The 18,348-nt window shown below is 30.8% G+C and carries 19 protein-coding genes and 1 other RNA gene; 10 read left to right on the top strand and 10 right to left on the bottom strand.

Annotated features, from left to right (window positions below; translation table 11 throughout):
• Positions 1–26 precede the first annotated feature (26 nt).
• Together GFJ94_RS03620 and GFJ94_RS03615 are read right to left on the bottom strand one after the other, a co-directional pair.
• Positions 27–1,064 (bottom strand): hypothetical protein, encoded by a 1,038-nt coding sequence (locus tag GFJ94_RS03620; RefSeq protein WP_153200228.1) that lies wholly within the window; start codon positions 1,062–1,064, stop codon positions 27–29.
• 104 nt (positions 1,065–1,168) lie between these two features.
• Complete coding sequence (locus GFJ94_RS03615; RefSeq protein WP_153200227.1) at positions 1,169–1,726, bottom strand: 1-acyl-sn-glycerol-3-phosphate acyltransferase; 558 nt, start codon at positions 1,724–1,726, stop codon at positions 1,169–1,171.
• Positions 1,727–1,781: 55 nt separating this feature from the next.
• Between GFJ94_RS03615 and GFJ94_RS03610 the strand changes: the two genes are divergently transcribed.
• Positions 1,782–2,444, top strand: coding sequence for a spermidine synthase (locus GFJ94_RS03610; RefSeq protein WP_153200226.1), 663 nt, complete (start codon positions 1,782–1,784; stop codon positions 2,442–2,444).
• A complete protein-coding gene (locus tag GFJ94_RS03605; protein ID WP_153200225.1) occupies positions 2,444–3,148 on the top strand; it encodes a potassium channel family protein in 705 nt (234 codons plus the stop codon). Before GFJ94_RS03610 ends, GFJ94_RS03605 begins: the two co-directional genes overlap by 1 nt.
• Here the strand turns inward: GFJ94_RS03605 and kdsB are convergent.
• Together kdsB and GFJ94_RS03595 are read right to left on the bottom strand one after the other, a co-directional pair.
• A complete protein-coding gene (gene kdsB / locus GFJ94_RS03600; RefSeq protein ID WP_153200224.1) occupies positions 3,145–3,873 on the bottom strand; it encodes a 3-deoxy-manno-octulosonate cytidylyltransferase in 729 nt (242 codons plus the stop codon). The two genes, GFJ94_RS03605 and kdsB, sit on opposite strands and share 4 nt — an antisense overlap.
• A gap of 27 nt (positions 3,874–3,900) precedes the next feature.
• A complete protein-coding gene (locus tag GFJ94_RS03595) occupies positions 3,901–5,325 on the bottom strand; it encodes an ATP-dependent RecD-like DNA helicase (RefSeq protein WP_153200223.1) in 1,425 nt (474 codons plus the stop codon).
• Between the two features lie 122 nt (positions 5,326–5,447).
• Here GFJ94_RS03595 and GFJ94_RS03590 point away from each other — a divergent pair, with 122 nt between their 5' ends.
• Genes GFJ94_RS03590 through GFJ94_RS03575 form a run of 4 tightly spaced genes read left to right on the top strand, consistent with a single transcriptional unit; the run spans position 5,448 to position 8,281 of the window.
• Positions 5,448–6,209 carry a hypothetical protein gene (locus GFJ94_RS03590; RefSeq protein ID WP_153200222.1) on the top strand — a complete coding sequence of 254 codons (762 nt, stop codon included), beginning with the start codon at positions 5,448–5,450 and terminating at the stop codon, positions 6,207–6,209.
• Entirely contained in the window at positions 6,193–7,005 is an 813-nt protein-coding gene (locus tag GFJ94_RS03585; protein ID WP_153200221.1) for a DUF3822 family protein, read from the top strand. Before GFJ94_RS03590 ends, GFJ94_RS03585 begins: the two co-directional genes overlap by 17 nt.
• Positions 7,002–7,580 (top strand): 16S rRNA (guanine(966)-N(2))-methyltransferase RsmD, encoded by a 579-nt coding sequence (rsmD, locus tag GFJ94_RS03580; RefSeq protein WP_153200220.1) that lies wholly within the window; start codon positions 7,002–7,004, stop codon positions 7,578–7,580. The genes GFJ94_RS03585 and rsmD overlap by 4 nt, the downstream gene beginning before the upstream one ends.
• Before the next feature lie 11 nt (positions 7,581–7,591).
• Complete coding sequence (locus GFJ94_RS03575) at positions 7,592–8,281, top strand: DUF4328 domain-containing protein (protein ID WP_153200219.1); 690 nt, start codon at positions 7,592–7,594, stop codon at positions 8,279–8,281.
• On the opposite strand, the gene rnpB is transcribed toward GFJ94_RS03575, so the two are convergent.
• An RNA gene (rnpB, locus tag GFJ94_RS03570) (RNase P RNA component class A) lies at positions 8,281–8,604 on the bottom strand. The two genes, GFJ94_RS03575 and rnpB, sit on opposite strands and share 1 nt — an antisense overlap.
• Positions 8,605–8,712: 108 nt before the next feature.
• Here rnpB and dnaX point away from each other — a divergent pair.
• Both dnaX and GFJ94_RS03560 read left to right on the top strand, forming a co-directional pair.
• The gene (dnaX, locus tag GFJ94_RS03565) at positions 8,713–9,786 is read left to right on the top strand and encodes a DNA polymerase III subunit gamma/tau (RefSeq protein ID WP_111565815.1); all 1,074 of its coding nucleotides are present in this window, start codon (positions 8,713–8,715) and stop codon (positions 9,784–9,786) included.
• A gap of 122 nt (positions 9,787–9,908) precedes the next feature.
• A complete protein-coding gene (locus GFJ94_RS03560; protein WP_238989432.1) occupies positions 9,909–10,475 on the top strand; it encodes a DNA polymerase III subunit gamma/tau in 567 nt (188 codons plus the stop codon).
• Positions 10,476–10,485: 10 nt separating this feature from the next.
• Here GFJ94_RS03560 and GFJ94_RS03555 read toward each other — a convergent pair whose 3' ends face one another.
• The 5 genes from GFJ94_RS03555 to GFJ94_RS03535 all read right to left on the bottom strand — a co-directional run bounded on the left by GFJ94_RS03555 (position 10,486) and on the right by GFJ94_RS03535 (position 15,184).
• Positions 10,486–11,007, bottom strand: a complete 522-nt coding sequence (locus GFJ94_RS03555; RefSeq protein WP_153200218.1) for an STM3941 family protein — start codon at positions 11,005–11,007, stop codon at positions 10,486–10,488.
• 80 nt (positions 11,008–11,087) lie between these two features.
• Entirely contained in the window at positions 11,088–11,549 is a 462-nt protein-coding gene (gene tnpA, locus GFJ94_RS03550; protein WP_153200217.1) for an IS200/IS605 family transposase, read from the bottom strand.
• 162 nt (positions 11,550–11,711) lie between these two features.
• Positions 11,712–12,602 (bottom strand): Ppx/GppA phosphatase family protein, encoded by an 891-nt coding sequence (locus GFJ94_RS03545; RefSeq protein ID WP_153200216.1) that lies wholly within the window; start codon positions 12,600–12,602, stop codon positions 11,712–11,714.
• 10 nt (positions 12,603–12,612) lie between these two features.
• Complete coding sequence (gene ppk1, locus GFJ94_RS03540; RefSeq protein WP_153200215.1) at positions 12,613–14,700, bottom strand: polyphosphate kinase 1; 2,088 nt, start codon at positions 14,698–14,700, stop codon at positions 12,613–12,615.
• A complete protein-coding gene (locus GFJ94_RS03535) occupies positions 14,681–15,184 on the bottom strand; it encodes a histidine phosphatase family protein (RefSeq protein WP_153200214.1) in 504 nt (167 codons plus the stop codon). Before GFJ94_RS03535 ends, ppk1 begins: the two co-directional genes overlap by 20 nt.
• Positions 15,185–15,512: 328 nt before the next feature.
• On the opposite strand from GFJ94_RS03535, the gene GFJ94_RS03530 reads away from it, so the two are divergent.
• Positions 15,513–15,983: a hypothetical protein gene (locus GFJ94_RS03530; RefSeq protein WP_153200213.1), complete on the top strand. Its 471-nt coding sequence runs from the start codon at positions 15,513–15,515 to the stop codon at positions 15,981–15,983.
• A 10-nt stretch (positions 15,984–15,993) separates the two neighbouring features.
• Positions 15,994–18,348 (top strand): DUF11 domain-containing protein (locus GFJ94_RS03525; protein ID WP_153200212.1); only part of this gene is annotated, 2,355 nt, incomplete at its 3' end.

The following is an 18,348-nucleotide window of genomic DNA, read 5'->3' as shown; positions in this document are numbered from 1 at the left end:
TTCTTAAATAATTAAATAACTAACCTTTATCTTCGGTGTAAATAAACTGCTGTTACTCCTGCTTCTGCTCTACTCATTTGAGGTGTTGCATCTGCTGACATTGTTGGGAAAGCAAATTTTAAAACTAAACCGCCTGAATTCAAGCGTTCTGCTACATAAATTGCATTTGTTACGTGGTCATAAGCAACATCGACAGGGTTTCCTAACATAGAATTAGGTCCGTACACTCTAATTTGATTGTTCATAGCAATTGTTCCCAAATTATTCGTCATGTTTAGTACAGAAGTAAAGTTATTAATAACCACTAAACCACCGTCGGTTGCGCTTGAAGCTAATCCTACATCAGATAAAACCATTACATTATCTTGCGGAGAATAAGTAATTCCGTGTGTTCTAACTAAGCCTTCAATAGTCACTCTTTTTGAAGCTGTAATTGCTCCAGTAGCATTAGAAAAGAAATTATTATATACAACTAAATCGCTAGTATTATCAGCAATAGCATACATGGTAGTTCCATCTAAATGGATTCCCCAAAGTTTGATATCTACAGTGTATGTATTTAAAAGTGTAAATCCAGTTGTATTTCTTTGGTATACATAAAATTTGCTGATATTTCCATTACCAGCATTTTGATCTTGAGCTACCACCACTTTATCTTCTGAAACTGCAATTTCACGAGCATTTGTAAAATCAGCTGAAGAAGAAAAAGATAAATCTAATGTTGTAGCAGAAGAAATGATGGCATTTCTTAATCTATTGTAAGCTTCTACTCTATTATTAGTTCTTGAAGCTAAAACTACTTGATCTTTAAATGTATCATAATAAACACCATCTGCATCTGTTGAACTTATAGTAAAACTTTTTGCTGTAGGTGTTGTTGCTAATAAATCGGTAAATGAAATTTGTCCCGAAGTATTACTAGTAGTTATCAGTTTTAATTCCTGAGGCGGAGTTGGAGTTTGGTCAATTGGTTCTGGTTCTGGAGTAACCATTGAAGAATCGTCGTCATTACAAGAAGTAAATATAACGGCTACTAAAGCTAGAGGTAAAAATAGTTTTTTCATTTGTTAAAAGTTTTGATTTCTTCTATCTACGAAAAACTATTCTTCTTGGTTTTATTTTGAGTAAAATTTATTTTATCTTCTTAATTATAAACACTTTAAACAGATTATTCCTTTGGAACATAACTCAATTCTGGAACTTTTCCAATGACTCCTTTATAATACGATTCTAAAAATTTAATATCTGCTTCGATATTTCCGGTTAGATAAAAAGGTTCGTGATATACTACTTCTTTTCTCCCGTAATCAAAAGCTACTGGAACAATTGGTACATTTGCTTTTAAAGCCATGTAATAAAACCCCGTTTTCCATTCGGTAACTTTTTTTCGAGTTCCCTCAGGAGCTATTGCTAATCTGAATACTTCTTTTTCTTGAAATATTTTGGCAATGGTATCCACTTTATTCTCGTTTTTTTGACGATTTAAAGGTGTTCCTCCTGTCCAAGTGAAAAAATAATTAAACGGAAACACGAATAATTCTTTTTTAGCCACATAATTAATTTCGATATTTAGAATACCTCGTGAAAAAATCCCAAGGAAAAAATCCCACCAACTCGTGTGTGGAACAGCAATTATTACACATTTTTTTACAATTGGAGCTATTGATCCAACTACTTTCCAGCCAAAAATTTTGTAGAAAATAAATTTGTATATAATTTGTTTCATGGGATAGATTTTGAGACAAAAATAAAATTATATTTACGATTACAAACAAAATTACATGATTAAGCGCTTATTGAGTTTTTTATTACCCGTAAAAATTCATCAAAAGAAATCGGTTTATAGTAAATATCTGGAAGTTACCTGGAATAATGGGTATTTAGTTTTAGATTCGGAGAATACCAATTATTCTTTTGGAAGTTTGCAGCGCGTATTAAAAAAAGGATTGAAATACATAGGATATGAGCGAATTAAAGGCTTTCAATCAGTTTTAGTACTTGGTGTTGCTGGTGGAAGTGTAATCGAAACACTTAAAAAAGACATAAAATTTCAAGGTAAAATTACAGGCGTTGAAATTGATGCAGCTGTAGTTGAATTAGCAAAGAAATATTTTGGACTAGAAAATTATGATAACGTTTCAATTGTGATTGGCGATGCTTTTGAATTTGTTTTAAAAACCAAAGAAAAATACGATTTAATCATAATTGATATCTTTCAAGATACCACAATGCCGAATTTTTTATTTGAAGATTTCTTTATCAATCGTATTAATTTTTTACTTAATGTAAATGGATTTATTTTATTTAATACCATGGTTTTAGATTATCAAGATAGAAGAAGAAATGCTACCTACAAAAGTAAATTTGATAACAATTATTCGGTTCGACTATATCCAAAAATTGAAGTGCATAACGAATTATTTACCATTAAAAAATTAGCCTAATGAACTTTTTAAAGAAATTATTAGTTGGAAAAGTAAATCGTAATTACGTACCCAAATTCAACCCAATTCAAAAACGAATTTTGAATATACGATCCATTTGGAACAATGACCATCAAGACGATAATGGGATAGAAAAAATTGTGCGTTTGTTTTTATCGTGTTCTCAGTTATTATTTCCTGGTATTTATATCAAATATTTAGCTTCCAAAAAAGGATTTGAATATGAAGATTTAGTTATGGATATTTACGTATTGGCAAAAGTTTTGTTTCCAATTGTGATTTTAAAAAATGGTTTACAATATGAAACCTATGCCATTTATATCCTTATTTATGTTCTTTTAGAAACTGTTTTATACATTCCAACATTAATCTTTGCTTCTGACTTGTTTTCAAGACCTAGATCTTATAAGCGCTCTATGTTATTACTGTTTTTCAATTATATTGAAATTGTCGTTTCATTTGCAGTTTTGTATACTGTTGGAGATAATATGAATAAACCTTTTGAACATTGGTTTGACTCTGTTTATTTCAGTATTATAAGTTCAAATTCAATTGGTTACGGAGACTATTATCCCGTAACAACTTTTGGTAAAGTATTAGTTAGCTTACAAGCGATGTTCTTTTTATCTTTTGTTATCTTGTTTTTGAATTTTTTCTCAACAAAAGTAAAAAGCAAAGGTTATTTTGACGACGAAGAAATTTAAGATAGTAACTTTTTTGCCTTCTCTAAGTCTTCTGGTGTATCAATTCCTATGCTCCCGTGCGAAGTTTCCACCATTTTGATACGTTTTCCATATTCTAAGTAGCGAAGTTGTTCTAATTTTTCGGAAGCTTCTAAAGATAGCATTGGTAAACGGTAAAAATCCATCAAAGCTTCTTTTCTGAAAGCATAAATTCCGATGTGTTTCATATAACGAACACCCACATTTTCTTCCCTAGGAAACGGAATAACGGAACGCGAAAAGTATAACGCAAAACCTTGTTGATCCGTAATAACTTTTACGTTATTCGGATTAATAATTTCCTCTTTATCAGTAATTTGAAACATTAACGAACCCAAATCGACTTTCTTTTCGGTGTCTTTTTTAAAGACTTCTATTAATTCTTCTAAAGGCTTTTTATTGATAAATGGTTCGTCGCCTTGTACGTTAATTACAACGTCAACATCCATATTTTCAACAGCTTCTGCAATTCTGTCGCTTCCACTTTCGTGTTCTTTAATTGACATGATAGCTTTTCCTCCATTCGAAATAATTTCGTTGTAAATCAAATCAGAATCCGTTACTACAAAAACATCATCAAATAAATCGGTCGAAATAGCTGCTTCATAAGTACGAAGAATTACGGTTTTACCTCCCAAATCTTGCATTAATTTTGCAGGGAAACGTGTGGAAGCATATCGAGCGGGAATTACAGCTATTATTTTCATGTTTGATTTTGTTTAATTACAAAAGTATTAATTTTCGAAAAACTCATCCTTAAATCCGATTAAATATAATTTTTCTTCAGCACGAGTGATGGCCGTGTATAACCAACGTACATAATCGACATCGATTCCATCTGGTAAATAAGGTTGTTCTACAAAAACGGTTTTCCATTGGCCTCCTTGCGATTTATGACAGGTAATAGCATACGAAAATTTCACCTGAAGTGCATTGAAATACAAATTTTCTTTTACTTTTTGAAGCTTTTTATATTGTTGGCGTTCTTCTTCATAATCCAACAACACTTCTTGATACAATTTATTTGATTCTTCATACGTTAACGAAGGCGATTCGCTCATAATTGTATCTAACATAATAACCGTGTCAAATGGAATTTGGTTAGGATAATCAACCATTCTAACTTTTACAGTGGCGAATTTGAATCCGTATAACTCTTGAATTTTTCTGATTTCTAAAATTTCTATGATATCGCCATTAGCAATAAAACCAGCTTCTGACTCTTCCTTCAGCCAGAAATAATTATTTTTCACTACCATTAAATAATCTCCAGTAGAAATTTCGCTTTCCTTGGATAAAATGGAAGCTCTAATTTGTTGGTTGTATTGATTCGCTCTTTTATTCGAACGCAAAATAAAAACGGTATCTTCAATACTATAATTATCATACGCTTGATGAATGGCATCTTGTATATCATAACCGTCTTGCAAGCGCACAATATCTTTAAATCCTTTTAGCTTAAATTGAAACGTATCGATAAAATGCGAATGTAATAATTCACGTAATTCAGTGGCATTATACAAAATTCCAGAATGTTCAGCCTGACGCATTACTTCATCTAATTCAATATGATGTACATTTTTTTGATAGTGAAGTGAAAGCGAATCAATATCCAAAGCTGGACTAACAGTCATATTTACTGGAGGTAACTGAGCGGTATCACCTATTAAAAGTAACTTACAATTTTTCCCAGCTTCCACATAAAAAAACAAATCATCTAACAAGGAACCATTCTCATATAATTTAGAATCCTGATTGGTATCTGAAATCATAGAAGACTCGTCTACTATAAAAAGGGTGTTCTTAAATTTATTTTGTTGTAAAGTAAAACTCACTCCTCCCGTTTTATTTTTTTTAGGATAATAAATTCGCTTATGGATTGTAAATGCTGGCTTTCCAGAATAATTACTAATCACTTTTGCTGCTCTTCCTGTTGGAGCTAACAACACTGCTTTCATATTAACATCGCCCAAATTATTAATAACCGTAGAAATTATGGTTGTTTTACCCGTTCCGGCATAACCTTTGAGAACAAAAATATCATCAGACGTTGAATTCAAAATGAAATCAGCTATTTTCTGAAAAAAAACATCCTGTTTTTGTGTGGGTTGATGCGGAAAATTATTTTGTAATAAATTGTAAAACAGCTTATAAGTCATAAAAATGGATTTGGCCAATATTAATTTTTCAAATATACTGATGATTTTTACAAGAAATTCTTTTGTGTAGAAAAAAAAATTGTAGATTTGCGTACCTATTTAACTAAAAATAAATTATTCAAATGTTAGAAATTGCTATTTATTTAGTCGTATTGATTGTTTTAATCTTTGCATTGGTTAAACTAATTGATAAATTTGTTACACCTGGAAATAAATTAATATTCACTGTTTTACTTTGGGGTCTTTCTCTGTTTTTAGGATATTTAATATACGCTTCAGTTATGAAGCCTATTGAATTTAAACAAGAAAAAGAAGCTCGTTACGAAGTAGCTGTAAAAACAATGCTTGATATTAAAAAACTTCAAACAGGTTATAAATCGGTTAACGGAAAATATGCTGATACATTTGAAGAGCTAATTAAATTTGTTGAAAACGGACAATTTGAAATTGTTTCTAGAAAAGATACTTCTGTTATCGATGCTGCAAAAAATGCTGCTTTCGGAATTACTGTTGGTGCTGACGGAGTTGGAGGTTTCTATAAAGACGAAGTAATTATTACTAAATTAGGAGCTGTTAAAGTAAAAGATTCATTATTCAAAAACTCTGATCGTTATAAAAGATTAAACGTTGTTAAAGTTGGTACTGTTGAAGTTCCTGTAGTTATGAAAACTAATGTGGTTCCAAGAAACGATATGAATATTTCTGTTTTCCAAGCTACAATTGACAAAAACGCTTTATTAAAAGATTTAGATCAAGAATTGGTAAAACAAGAAAACAAAGTTGAATCTATTGACGAAATTAATGGTCCTCAAATTATTTTAGGTTCATTAGAAGAGGTTTCCCTTACTGGTAACTGGCCAAAGAAATATGGTAATAACGAATAACGACATTACTCAAAAAACATATAAAAAGTTGTCCATTCAGGTTTCCTTGAGTGGACTTTCTTTTTGTGTCTTTGATTTAATATTAAATAAAGTTCTTAACTCTACCTCTATTCTTTTTGAAAAGAACAAAGTTGTTGAAGAACAATTGTGGCGTACTTTTGTTGATTATCCTATCCTTACAAAATCATATGATGAAGTCATGGTTGTACATGATAATAATCTGAATGCATTTGTACCTACTTCATTATTTGATGCTAATTTTTTAGCGAGTTATCTGCAATACAATACCAAAGTTTTTGAAACCGATTTTTTTACTTACGATGTTGTTTTTCCCTACGAAATGAATAACATTCACGTACCTTTCGTTAATATCAACAACTTCTTATTAGATCAATATGAAACTTTTGAATACCAAAATGCGAATTCTATTTTGGTAAAACAACTACTCGATTCATCCAAAAATAAAGAAGAAAAGCAAGTCTTTGTTCACGTTCAAAGAGAACACTTTGAACTAATTGTAGTTAAAAATCAACAATTGATTCTTTTCAACTCATTTCAATACAAAACACCAGAAGATTTTATTTACTATATTTTGTTCACTTGCGAGCAAATACAACTGAATCCTGAAACTATTTTGGTTCAAATATTAGGAAATTGTTCTGAAGATGATGCTTGCTTTAAAATAGCTTTTCAATACATTAGAAATTGTAGTTTATTAGATGTTTCTAATAAAGCTAACATTTTAGACATAACTCCTACTACTTTAAGAAATCACTTTATATTATACCATTCATGAGAATTATCTCCGGAAAACACAAAGGGCGTAGATTAGTTGCACCTAAAAATTTACCTGTTCGCCCTACAACCGATATGTGTAAAGAATCGTTATTTAATATTTTGAATAACTATTTTAATTTTCATGGATTAAAAGTACTCGACTTGTTTGCTGGAACTGGAAATATCAGTTACGAATTTGCTTCTCGTGGTGCAGGACCTATAACTAGTGTTGATGGCGATATGGGTTGTGTAAATTTCATTAAAAAAACTTCAACCGATTTAGATTTAGATATCAGTGTTATTAAAAGTGATGTTTTCAAGTTTTTAGAAAAAAGTAAAGCAAGTTATGATATCATCTTTGCTGATCCGCCTTATGATTTAGGTCAGGAAAATTTTGAGAAAATCATTCAGCTTATTTTCGAAAACGAAATTTTAGACGAAGAAGGTATGTTGATTGTAGAACATTCTAAACATACTAAACTAGAACACCTAACAAATTTCTCTTTTTCAAAAAGTTATGGTGGTTCGGTATTTTCTTTTTACGAATTTGAAAGCGACGAAGAAGAAGATATTGAAGAAGAAGACGAAGGATAAAATTTTGCAATATGTTAAAGAATAATAAATTAAGAGCTAGAAATTTAATCATAATATTTTCAATAATATTTATTTTAAATATCATTGCTATTATTTCTGATTTAATGCAATATTCAATGCTAAATTCCTTAGAGGGTTTTACTATAGAAGAAGCTGAAGCAAATGATTCAAGACAATCTATTGTTGGAATAGTAATGTTTAGTGCATATGTGTTTTGCTATTTTTTTTTTATCCTTTGGTTTAGAAGAGCTTATTACAATTTACACCAAGTAGTAAAACATCTTGAACATACCGAAGGTTGGGCAGCAGGTGCATGGTTTGTTCCTATTCTAAACTTTTTTAGACCATATCAAATAATGAGAGAACTTTATGTAGAGTCTGAAAAATATATCTTAAAAATTAAACCAAATTACACTAAAAAATTAAATGTAACTTTTGTTGGCCTTTGGTGGACATTATGGATAATTGCTTCTTTCCTAGAAAGAATTGGCATGAGATTAAATTTAAAAGCTGAAACTTTAGACGAAATTATAAATGCAACTACAATAAACTTAATAAATGAAATCTTTACTATTCCACTTTGTTTAGTAATTATAAAAATAATTAGAGATTATAGTATTGTAGAAAATGAAATATTTGAAATAGAAAAATCAAAAAGTACAATTGTTTCAAGTGAACCTATTACATTAATTGAAGAATAAAAAAAAGCAGACCTATAAGCCGGATTCTGTCTCCGATAAATCGGAGCCTTATCATTTATCTAGATTACGCATTACTACGTAACTCAAGCTGTCTACCCTTCAACATCGAACGAGTCGCCCTTATTCTGATTACTCAGAAACTGCTGATATACTTGACATTTCACCGCATAGAGTTTACCTGGTTTCACTACAGCTTTACCTGTACATACTTTCTGTTGCACTTGTCCTCGCCTTTCAACGGACGGGCGTTACCCGCTATGCTACTCTTTGGTGTCCGGACTTTCCTCCCATGAATAAACACGGACGATAAGGCGGTCTGCGGTGCAAATGTATCAATTAGGAATCAAATAACACGAATTAATCCCAACTTTTAAACACATAAAGTTTTAAACTTTTAAACTTTTACTTACATTTGTGATTCAATAGAATTTATGGAACAATTTATCGTATCGGCTCGTAAATATCGTCCGCAAACATTTAAAGATGTTGTGGGGCAACAAGCTATTACGAATACTTTATTAAATGCCATTGAAACCAATCACTTAGCACAAGCCTTATTATTTACTGGACCTCGTGGTGTGGGCAAAACAACTTGTGCTAGAATTCTAGCTCGAAAAATCAATCAAGAAGGTTATGATGACCCGTATGAAGATTTTTCGTTTAATGTATTTGAATTAGATGCGGCTTCTAACAATGGTGTAGATGATATCCGAAGTATTATCGACCAAGTGAGAATACCTCCACAAACCGGAAAATATAAGGTTTATATTATTGACGAGGTGCACATGCTTTCGCAAGCGGCTTTTAATGCTTTCCTAAAAACATTAGAAGAACCACCTAAACATGCTATTTTTATTTTAGCTACGACCGAAAAACATAAAATTATTCCAACAATTTTATCGCGTTGTCAAATATTTGATTTCAAAAGAATTACGGTTAAAGATGCGAAAGAACATTTAGCCGAAATTGCTAAAGAACAAGGCGTTGCTTACGAAGATGATGCTTTGCATATTATTGCTCAAAAAGCAGATGGTGCTATGCGTGATGCTTTGTCTATTTTTGACAGAGTAGTTTCATATTGTGGAAAAAACCTTACCAGACAAGCGGTTACCGAAAATTTAAACGTATTAGATTTTGAATATTACATCAGAATCACCGATTTAATTTTAGAAAATAAAATTCCAGATTTATTAGTTGCTTACAATGATATTTTAGCAAAAGGTTTTGATGGACATCATTTTATTGCAGGATTGGCTTCACATTTTAGAGATTTATTAGTTTGTAAAAACCCTGCCACTTTACCTTTATTGGAAGCAGGCGAACAAGCCCAAGCATTATATGCAGCTCAATCACACAAAGCCATGCACGATTTCTTGATAAAAGGAATTGAATTGGCAAACGAATGCGATTTGAAATTTAAAGTCAGCCAAAATCAGCGACTTTTAGTTGAACTTTGTTTGATGCAATTAGCCTCTATCACTTTTGATGGAGAAAAAAAAAAGTAGCTAAATATATCATTCCGGCTACTTATTACAAGAACAACTCCTACTCTATTACTGAAGTTCCAACTATTAAAGCGCAAATTCCAACTGAGGAATCAAAACCTGTTGTAGTTGCTGAAACAGTTGTGAAAGAACCTGAAGTTGCAGAAATTCCTCAAGTTCAAAATGAAGTAATTGCTCCAATTGTTCCAGAAATTCCTAAACCCGTTTTAACAAATTTAAATCCGACAGGAACAAAAGTTTCGGCACTTTCATTAGCTAGTATTAAAGCGAAAAAAGAGTTAGAAGCGCAGCAACAAACCTTTCAAAAACATAGAGAAGAATTACCTTCGGAAGTTTTTAACGAAACCGATATGTTATTGCAATGGAATAAATTTGCTCAAAAGATGACAGATAGCGGAAAACGTTTATTAGCTACTTACATGCAAATGAACGATCCAACCTTAGACGGAACCACCATTACTTTAGAACTTCCAAATCAAAGTACGAAAGAGGAATTTTTATCAGGTTGTCATGAATTAATGGGTTATTTACGTGGTAAATTACACAACCACGACATTAGTATTGAAGTAATTGTAAATGAAACCGTTGAAAACAAATATGCCTTTACACCACAAGAAAAATTTGAACGTTTAAAACAAATTAATCCTACTATTGAATTGTTGAGAAAGACGTTTGATTTGGATGTTTAGATTATCTTAATTACTTATAGTTTTCTTTATGTTTTTCATGAGCTAAAATAATCTCTTCATAAAGTTGTTCTATACTACAATCAAGTAATGCATTTGAAATTATTATACTTCTCTTATAATTCCAATTGTGCATAAGAACAAGAAAGTTTTCAAGTATATTCATTTTTCGATTTTTAATAAAATTTTCATCTACAAAGATTTGAATACTTTTTCTCTTAAATTTTTCAATTCTTAAAATAGTATTCCATTCTACTTTACCAAAAGATTCATATTTTGAATTATCTATTAAAAATTCATCTGTTATAATTATAGCATACTTTCTTGAAAATAAAGTTAATATGGAATAAAATAAAGCTAAAAAATATATCATTCCAATAACACCTAATATTTGAATAATTATCACTTTAGTAAAAACATTTCTTATAAAAAATTCAGGTTTTAATAAGAAATAAAATGAACTTAAGAACAATAATAGAGTAATAAAAGCTCCTAATAATATTTTTACTTTTCTAAATTTAATTTTCTTTATCATAAGATTTTATAAATCCCGTTAGGGATGAAATATTGGTAACGAAACCACTGACACATGCTCAAAATCCCGTAGGGATGACATTAAATAGGTTCTTTAAAAATATAACGTTCATCATACTCCACTTCAAAAGCTTCTAAAAATTCTAAATATTCTTCTTGAAATGATTTCGTTTTATGACGTTCTTCTTGATTCTGAATATAATTGATTACATTTTGAACATGTGATTTGGAATACGAAAATGCTCCGTAACCTTCTTGCCATTCAAATTTTACCTTCAAAAACTTTTTTTCGTTAACCCATTTGGAGGAATTGGCTTTAATGATTTGCATTAATTCGGAAATGGATTGTGTTGGACGCATTCCGATTAGAATATGAATATGGTCTGACATTCCGTTAATTGCTAATAATTTATGATTATTTGCTTTGATAATTCCTGTGATATATTGGTATAGTTCATCTTTGAATGATAAATGAATTAATCCGTTTCGATATTTTACCGCAAAAACAAATTGGATGTGAATTTGTGTGTATGTGTTTGCCATAAATCAATATTATTTTCGATTGTTGTCCAAAATCTACCAATATGTCGTCCCTACGGGACTCGGTTAACCAATTATTATTTTTTCTACCGAGATGGCGTCCCTACGGGACTTGTATTGATTTCTATATTTTTTTCTACCGATATGTCGTCCCGATGGGACTAATTATATCTTCCCATAATACATCGCTTTCACGATACCATCGGATAATCCAATTTTTGGTACATAAATATTTCTTGCTCCGCTCCATTTCATGGCGTTTAGATAAATACGTGTTGCTGGAATAATTACATCGGCGCGGTCTGGGTTTAAACCTAAATCGGCAATACGTTGTTCGTATGTCATGCTGTTCAACTTTTGATATTGGGATTGCACATACATATAAGACAGCGGTTTGTCTTGGTTTTTCTCCGATAATTTAAATAATTTATTGATGTTTCCACCAGAACCAATTAGTGTAATATTTTCGAAAGGTTCTACGTTGGCTTTAATCCATTTTTCCATTTCTTGCCAAACGATATCGTTTACCATTTCATTTAACAAACGAACGGTTCCGTTTTTAAACGATTTAGCAGCAATAATTTTTCCTTCAAAAAACAGAGAAAATTCAGTGCTTCCACCACCAACATCTACATATAAATACGCTTTATCAGAAGTTATAAATTGTTTTAAATCGGAAGCCGCAATAATAGCTGCTTCTTTTTTGCCATCAATAATATCAATTTTAATATCGGCTTTTTTCTTGATGATTTCGGCAACTTCTTTTCCATTATACGCTTCTCGCATAGCTGAAGTGGCACAAGCACGGTATTGTTCTACTTTGTGAACTTTCATTAATAATTTGAAAGCTTTCATGGCATCTACCATTCGGTCGATATTTTCTAACGAAATTTCACCAACCGTAAACGCATCTTGCCCCAAACGAATGGGAACACGAACTAAGGAACTTTTATTGAATTGAGGAGCGCAACCTTCTTGCTCTACGATATTAGTTACCAACAACCTCATGGCATTGGAACCGATATCGATAGCCGCATATTTTTTTATTGTAATCATCTATCTTTTATTATTGCAACTCTTCAGCAATTACATCTAGTTTGTTTTGGTAATAATTGTACATTTCTTGTTGGGCTCTGAACGGTTTTTCATCGCCTCGTTTTCTGTACTGATTTAGTAAATCGGCTGAATGAATTCGAGCTTTTACATTGGCTTTCCAACCTATTTCGAATGTTTCAATTAGTTCTTTTTTTATTTCAAGATCGTAAATAGGACAGGTTACTTCTACCCTTGCATCTAAATTTCGGGTCATAAAATCGGCTGATGAAATAAAAACTTCAGGGTCGCCAGAGTTTCCGAAAATATAAATTCGGGAATGCTCTAAATAATTATCTACGATACTAATCGCTTCAATATTTTCGCTTAATCCTTTTACACAGGGAATCAAACAGCAAATTCCTCTTATGATCAATTGAACTTTTACTCCAGCTTTACTAGCTTCATACAATTTATCCGTCATTTTAAAATCGGATATACTGTTCATTTTCAATTTAATATAGGCTTCTTTTCCTGAAAGAGAATTTATAATTTCTCTATCGATTAACTTGTTAAAACGAGTTCGTGTATAATGAGGCGAAACTATAAAATGTTTGTATCGATGCACTCGATAATTCACATCAAAGAAATCGAAAATCTTTGCAGCGTCTTTTAAAATTTCAACATTACTTGTAAAAAGCGTAACATCGGTATACACTTTTGCTGAATTTTCATTGAAGTTACCTGTTGAAACTAATCCGTAACGCTTAACTCTTCCATCTTCAATGCGTTCAATAACACAAATTTTACTGTGAACTTTTAAACCTTTAACACCAAAAATCAATTCGATTCCTTCGGTTTGCATTTGTTCGGAATACGAAATATTACTTTCTTCATCAAAACGCGCTTGCAATTCGATTTGAACGGTTACTTTTTTTCCGTTTTTAGCAGCGTTTATTAAAGAACTTACAATTTGAGAATTCTTTGCCAAACGATACAAGGTTATTTTTATGGAAGCTACTTTTGGATCTAAAGCGGCTTCACGCAAAAATTTTATAATATAAGAAAAAGACTGATAGGGTGCGTAAAGCAAATAATCTTTCTTTTTAATTCGCTCTAAAATACTTCCTTCCAACGATAATCCAGGAACAGGTAATGGTAAATTTTCTCTGTATAATAAATCATATCGACCTAAATTTGGAAAGTTCATATAATCTCTACGATTGTGATATCTTCCACCAGGAATAATACTGTCAGAACTTAAAATGTTCATTCCTTTTAGGAAAAATTCTAAAGTATCCTTTCCAATGGCTTGATCATAAACAAAACGAACGGGTTCTCCAACTCTTCGTTCTTTAACCGAATTAGAAATTTTTTCCATTAAACTTTTACTCAAATCACTATCGAATTCTAACTGAGCATCACGTGTAATTTTAATCATATGAGCTGAAATATCATCACAATCGAATATGTTAAAAATACTTTCTAAGTTAAGTCGAATGACATCATCTAATAAAATAATATACTGTTTTTCTGTGTTTGTAGGCAAAACAACAAATCGATTTATAGTATGAGGAATTTCGATAACTGCATATCTAATTTCTTTATTTGATGCATCAGCAGAACGCATTGTTAACTTAATTGCTAAATAACCTGAAGTGTCTTTTAAAAGCGGAAATTCTTCTAAGTCATTTAACATGATGGTAACTACAGCCGGACTTACTTTTTGAATAAAATAATCGTGTATGAACGTTTCTTGCTCTTTAGTTACTTGCTTTTCGTTAATAATATAGATATTCTCATTTTCTAGCTTTTTTTCGATTTCGCTTAATATGCGCAAACTTTCCGATTGTTGTTCAATAACGATATCGGTAATTTCTTTAAGTAATTGTTCTGCTGGAACACCTAGAATTTTTTCTGTTTCATTAGTTTCTAGGCTCATACGGCGAATGGCTGCGTAACGAACTCTGAAAAATTCATCTAAATTGTTGGAGAAAATTCCAAGAAAACGAAATCTATCTAATAAAGGTACGTTCTCATCATTAGCTTCTTGAAGTACTCTTGCGTTAAAGGTTAACCAACTTTTTTCTCTATCGGTATAGTTATTTGTAGGATTGTTCATTTTTAAACTGGCTTGGAAATAATGTTGCTTTAGTTTGTCCTTTAGATATGTTACTCCAATCATCGGTATCGAATTGCAAAGCAACTACTCCAGATGTTGGCACATTATCTATATAAAGGTCACCAAATTTATTAACAAATTTTGTAATAGCTTCATTATGTCCGAAAAGAATTAGGCTATCATATGAATTTTCACATTTTTTTATGTTTTTTTCTAAACTCTTAGCATCAAAAGTGTACAAATCCTCTGAAAAACAAATCGTTTCTAGAGGAACAGACAAGTATTGTGAAAAAATAAAAGCCGTTTCTTGTGTTCGTTTTGCTTTACTGCACCAAACAATGTAAGAAGGAGGTAAAATTTTTGGTGTTTTAGAAGCGATTAAATGCGCATCACGAACACCTCGTTGAGAGATAGATCTATCAATATCTTGAACTGGAGCATCCCAACTAGATTTAGAATGTCTAATAAGTATTAAATTTTTCATAGTTATTAGTTTAGAAAATTAAATTACTCAATTTTTTTGAATTATAAGTTAAAGCTTTTGCCAATTTTAAGTTAGTTAATAGATTTTTTTTAACACTTTATCGAAAATACAAGCCTAACTATAGCTAACTATAAGTTTTTGAGTAAATTAGCATCAATAAACTTCTACAAAAGTTACCCAAATATGAACTTTAATTACTTAATAAAAGTAATAGATATGTGATAAAAAAGTTAAATTAAATTATTTAAAAAAAGATTTGTTTTTTTTACTCCCCTAAATATCCCTTTAAAACAACTTACTGTAATTATTAATTTTTAAAATTATTATTATGGAAAGTTTTACAATACTCAAGTATAAAATACATTTTTTATGCTTTTTTTTTCTCTTCGTATTTAAACTTAATGCACAAGTTGTTCACAACTATCAAAATATAAGTATTCAATCTAATCAAAACATTAAAAATAAGATTGAGTCGATTATAAATTCTAAAAATATATTTTTAGTTGATTCAAATTCTTTATCCAGAATCAGGTATGCTAATACTGAAATAATAGATATTAGATACAATAATTTAAATCAGTTAAGTTTAGTTGATACCACACAGTTACAAAATTTAAAATATTGCATTTTAAGAATTCAAAGCATTCCAAATCCAATAGATTTAAATCAATTAAATACTTTAACTAATTTAGAAGTAATTCACATTATAATAGAAACAGATTTTTTAGAAAATCCTTCTTTTATAAATCTTATTAATCAGAATATAATTATAACCTACGTAATAAGTATTCCACAATAAATTTCAAGTTATGAATACAAAAAATTACTCAAAAGATGTTAATTTTAGTGGAAAGACTTTAATTTTAATAATTCTACTTTCACTAAGTTTTACAATACATTCTCAGGTTAGAGTAAATTTTACTCCCAGAGAAGCAATTGTAAGTCCATCAACTAGTATTTATAATATTAAAGGGGATTTTACTATTATAGGAAACACAAATTTAACTCTTAATAGTTATGATATAAATGAATTGAACAGTAATAATAATATGATATATGTTGATGTAGATAATGATTCAAACACATTTAACTCTTCAAGCGCAAATTTGACTTTTTCTACAGAAAATGGAGCTATTCCAGAATGTTCAAAAATTGTTTTTGCAGGTTTATATTGGACAGGAAGAGCATCAGATGGAGCAAATAGCCCAGATACTTTTAACGTTACCAAAAATACTGTTACCAAAACGTTTAATAAAAGAAAAGTCCAGTTAAAAGGTCCATCAGCAGGAACATATACTGAAATTACGGCAGGAACTAATGATATTTATTATCCACAGAACAATGATGGTTTTATGTATTCTGCATTTGCAGAAATTACAGAATACGTAAAAACCAATGGTTTAGGACAATATACTGTTGCAGACATTGCTCTTGTAGAAGGAAATGGTGGTGGAACAGGTTATTATGGAGGATGGGGAATTATTGTTGTTTATGAAAACTCTAAAATGAAGTGGCGAGATATTACCATTTTTGATGGTCATGCTTATGTGCAGGGAAATACTACGGTAAGTCATCAATTACCAATTTCTGGATTTAATGCTGTTCAAACTGGTCAAGTAAATATTAAAATCGGTTTAATGGCTGGTGAAGGAGATAGAAATATTAGTGGAGATTATTTCAATATACTTAGATCAAGTGATAATAATTGGCAAGCCTTAAATCATTCAGACAACTCAACAACTAATTTTTTCAATTCCTCAATCCAAACCGGTGGTAATACAAGAAGTCCCAATCTTGTCAACAATACTGGATTAGATATTTCAATGTTTAATATTCCTAATCCAGGAAATACAGTAATAGCAAATAATCAAACATCTACCACACTAAGATATGGCTCAACGCAAGACACTTATGTTATTTTTATGGCTGCTATGGCTGTTGATGCATATATTCCAGATCCAGAAGGTGTTATGTCTTTAGTTACAATAAATGGACTACCTGCAACTAGCACAACTACAGTAACACCCGGGCAAGAAATTGAATACTCAATAAAAATTTTAAATGAAGGTACTGAAAACATAAATAATGCACAAATTAAAATTCAATTACCTTACTCAACAACATTTGTGAATGGAAGTCAATCGGGCATAATAAATTTTAGTCCATTACCTACTCCAAACAATCTCTATTTTAACCCAACTGATGGTCCTTCTGGGAGTTTGATTTGGGATATTGGGACACTTCCTGTTCCTAGCACTCCAACAACCATTTTAGGAGAGCTAATATATAAAGTTAGGATTACCGAAGACTGTTTTCTTTTAAAGAATCCAAATTGTGTTCCTTCTGCATCATTATATGGTTTTATAAACGGTGTTGGTGCTGTAAGCGGTATTCAAATTATTAATAAACCATTTATTCAAGGATACGTTAGCAGTGGATTATGTTTAGGAGACCCAATTTTAGATCCAATTACAACTACAATTGATGCAACAAACTTTATTAATCAAAACTGTCAAAACACGAATACAGAACTGGTTTTTAATTATTGTAGTCCAATATCTCAAGTTCCATTCAATTCAATTGCATCAAATTATCCTATCGGAACACAATTTTATAATAGTTATCCTGTAAATGTAAATACAATTGAATATACAAGTTCAAATCCATTTCCAAATGCACTTGGAAGTTTCGATTACTATGCCGTACCACCAAATGCTAATGGTTGTTATTATACTTTACAAATTATTATTGTAGAAAATCCAACAATTACATCTCCTCAATCTGTTAATTTAAATGGATGTAATACCTCGACACTTAATCCTTTAGTATATAGTGAAACACCTGTTAATATTAGCCTTCAAGATTTTATTAATGCAGGTGGTAACGTATCAAACAATCAATTAAATTATAACATATCTTATGTTGATACTACAAATGGCAATTGTCCTCAAGTTGTAACAAGAACATTTACAATAAATACAGCATGTAGCACTCAAACAATTATACAAACCATTACTATCATTGACGATACTGATCCAACAATCACCACTCAAGCTGCAAATTTAGAAGTGCAATGTGATGGTGCTGGAAATACCGCTCAACTTAACGCTTGGTTAGCTTCCAATGGTGGTGCTGTAGCTTCGGATGTTTGTTCGAATGTGACT

The organism is Flavobacterium sp. LMO8, assembly GCF_009495755.1.
In the GTDB taxonomy this organism is placed as follows: domain Bacteria; phylum Bacteroidota; class Bacteroidia; order Flavobacteriales; family Flavobacteriaceae; genus Flavobacterium.
This window is presented reverse-complemented; position numbering and strand designations above follow the sequence as displayed.

Bases quoted from the DNA above. Each gene is read 5' to 3' on its own strand.
- GFJ94_RS03620 (WP_153200228.1), bottom strand. From the start codon at position 1,064: ATGAAAAAACTATTTTTACCTCTAGCTTTAGTAGCCGTTATATTTACT.
- GFJ94_RS03615 (WP_153200227.1), bottom strand. From the start codon at position 1,726: ATGAAACAAATTATATACAAATTTATTTTCTACAAAATTTTTGGCTGG.
- GFJ94_RS03610 (WP_153200226.1), top strand. From the start codon at position 1,782: ATGATTAAGCGCTTATTGAGTTTTTTATTACCCGTAAAAATTCATCAA.
- GFJ94_RS03605 (WP_153200225.1), top strand. From the start codon at position 2,444: ATGAACTTTTTAAAGAAATTATTAGTTGGAAAAGTAAATCGTAATTAC.
- kdsB (WP_153200224.1), bottom strand. From the start codon at position 3,873: ATGAAAATAATAGCTGTAATTCCCGCTCGATATGCTTCCACACGTTTC.
- GFJ94_RS03595 (WP_153200223.1), bottom strand. From the start codon at position 5,325: ATGACTTATAAGCTGTTTTACAATTTATTACAAAATAATTTTCCGCAT.
- GFJ94_RS03590 (WP_153200222.1), top strand. From the start codon at position 5,448: ATGTTAGAAATTGCTATTTATTTAGTCGTATTGATTGTTTTAATCTTT.
- GFJ94_RS03585 (WP_153200221.1), top strand. From the start codon at position 6,193: ATGGTAATAACGAATAACGACATTACTCAAAAAACATATAAAAAGTTG.
- rsmD (WP_153200220.1), top strand. From the start codon at position 7,002: ATGAGAATTATCTCCGGAAAACACAAAGGGCGTAGATTAGTTGCACCT.
- GFJ94_RS03575 (WP_153200219.1), top strand. From the start codon at position 7,592: ATGTTAAAGAATAATAAATTAAGAGCTAGAAATTTAATCATAATATTT.
- dnaX (WP_111565815.1), top strand. From the start codon at position 8,713: ATGGAACAATTTATCGTATCGGCTCGTAAATATCGTCCGCAAACATTT.
- GFJ94_RS03555 (WP_153200218.1), bottom strand. From the start codon at position 11,007: ATGATAAAGAAAATTAAATTTAGAAAAGTAAAAATATTATTAGGAGCT.
- tnpA (WP_153200217.1), bottom strand. From the start codon at position 11,549: ATGGCAAACACATACACACAAATTCACATCCAATTTGTTTTTGCGGTA.
- GFJ94_RS03545 (WP_153200216.1), bottom strand. From the start codon at position 12,602: ATGATTACAATAAAAAAATATGCGGCTATCGATATCGGTTCCAATGCC.
- ppk1 (WP_153200215.1), bottom strand. From the start codon at position 14,700: ATGAACAATCCTACAAATAACTATACCGATAGAGAAAAAAGTTGGTTA.
- GFJ94_RS03535 (WP_153200214.1), bottom strand. From the start codon at position 15,184: ATGAAAAATTTAATACTTATTAGACATTCTAAATCTAGTTGGGATGCT.
- GFJ94_RS03530 (WP_153200213.1), top strand. From the start codon at position 15,513: ATGGAAAGTTTTACAATACTCAAGTATAAAATACATTTTTTATGCTTT.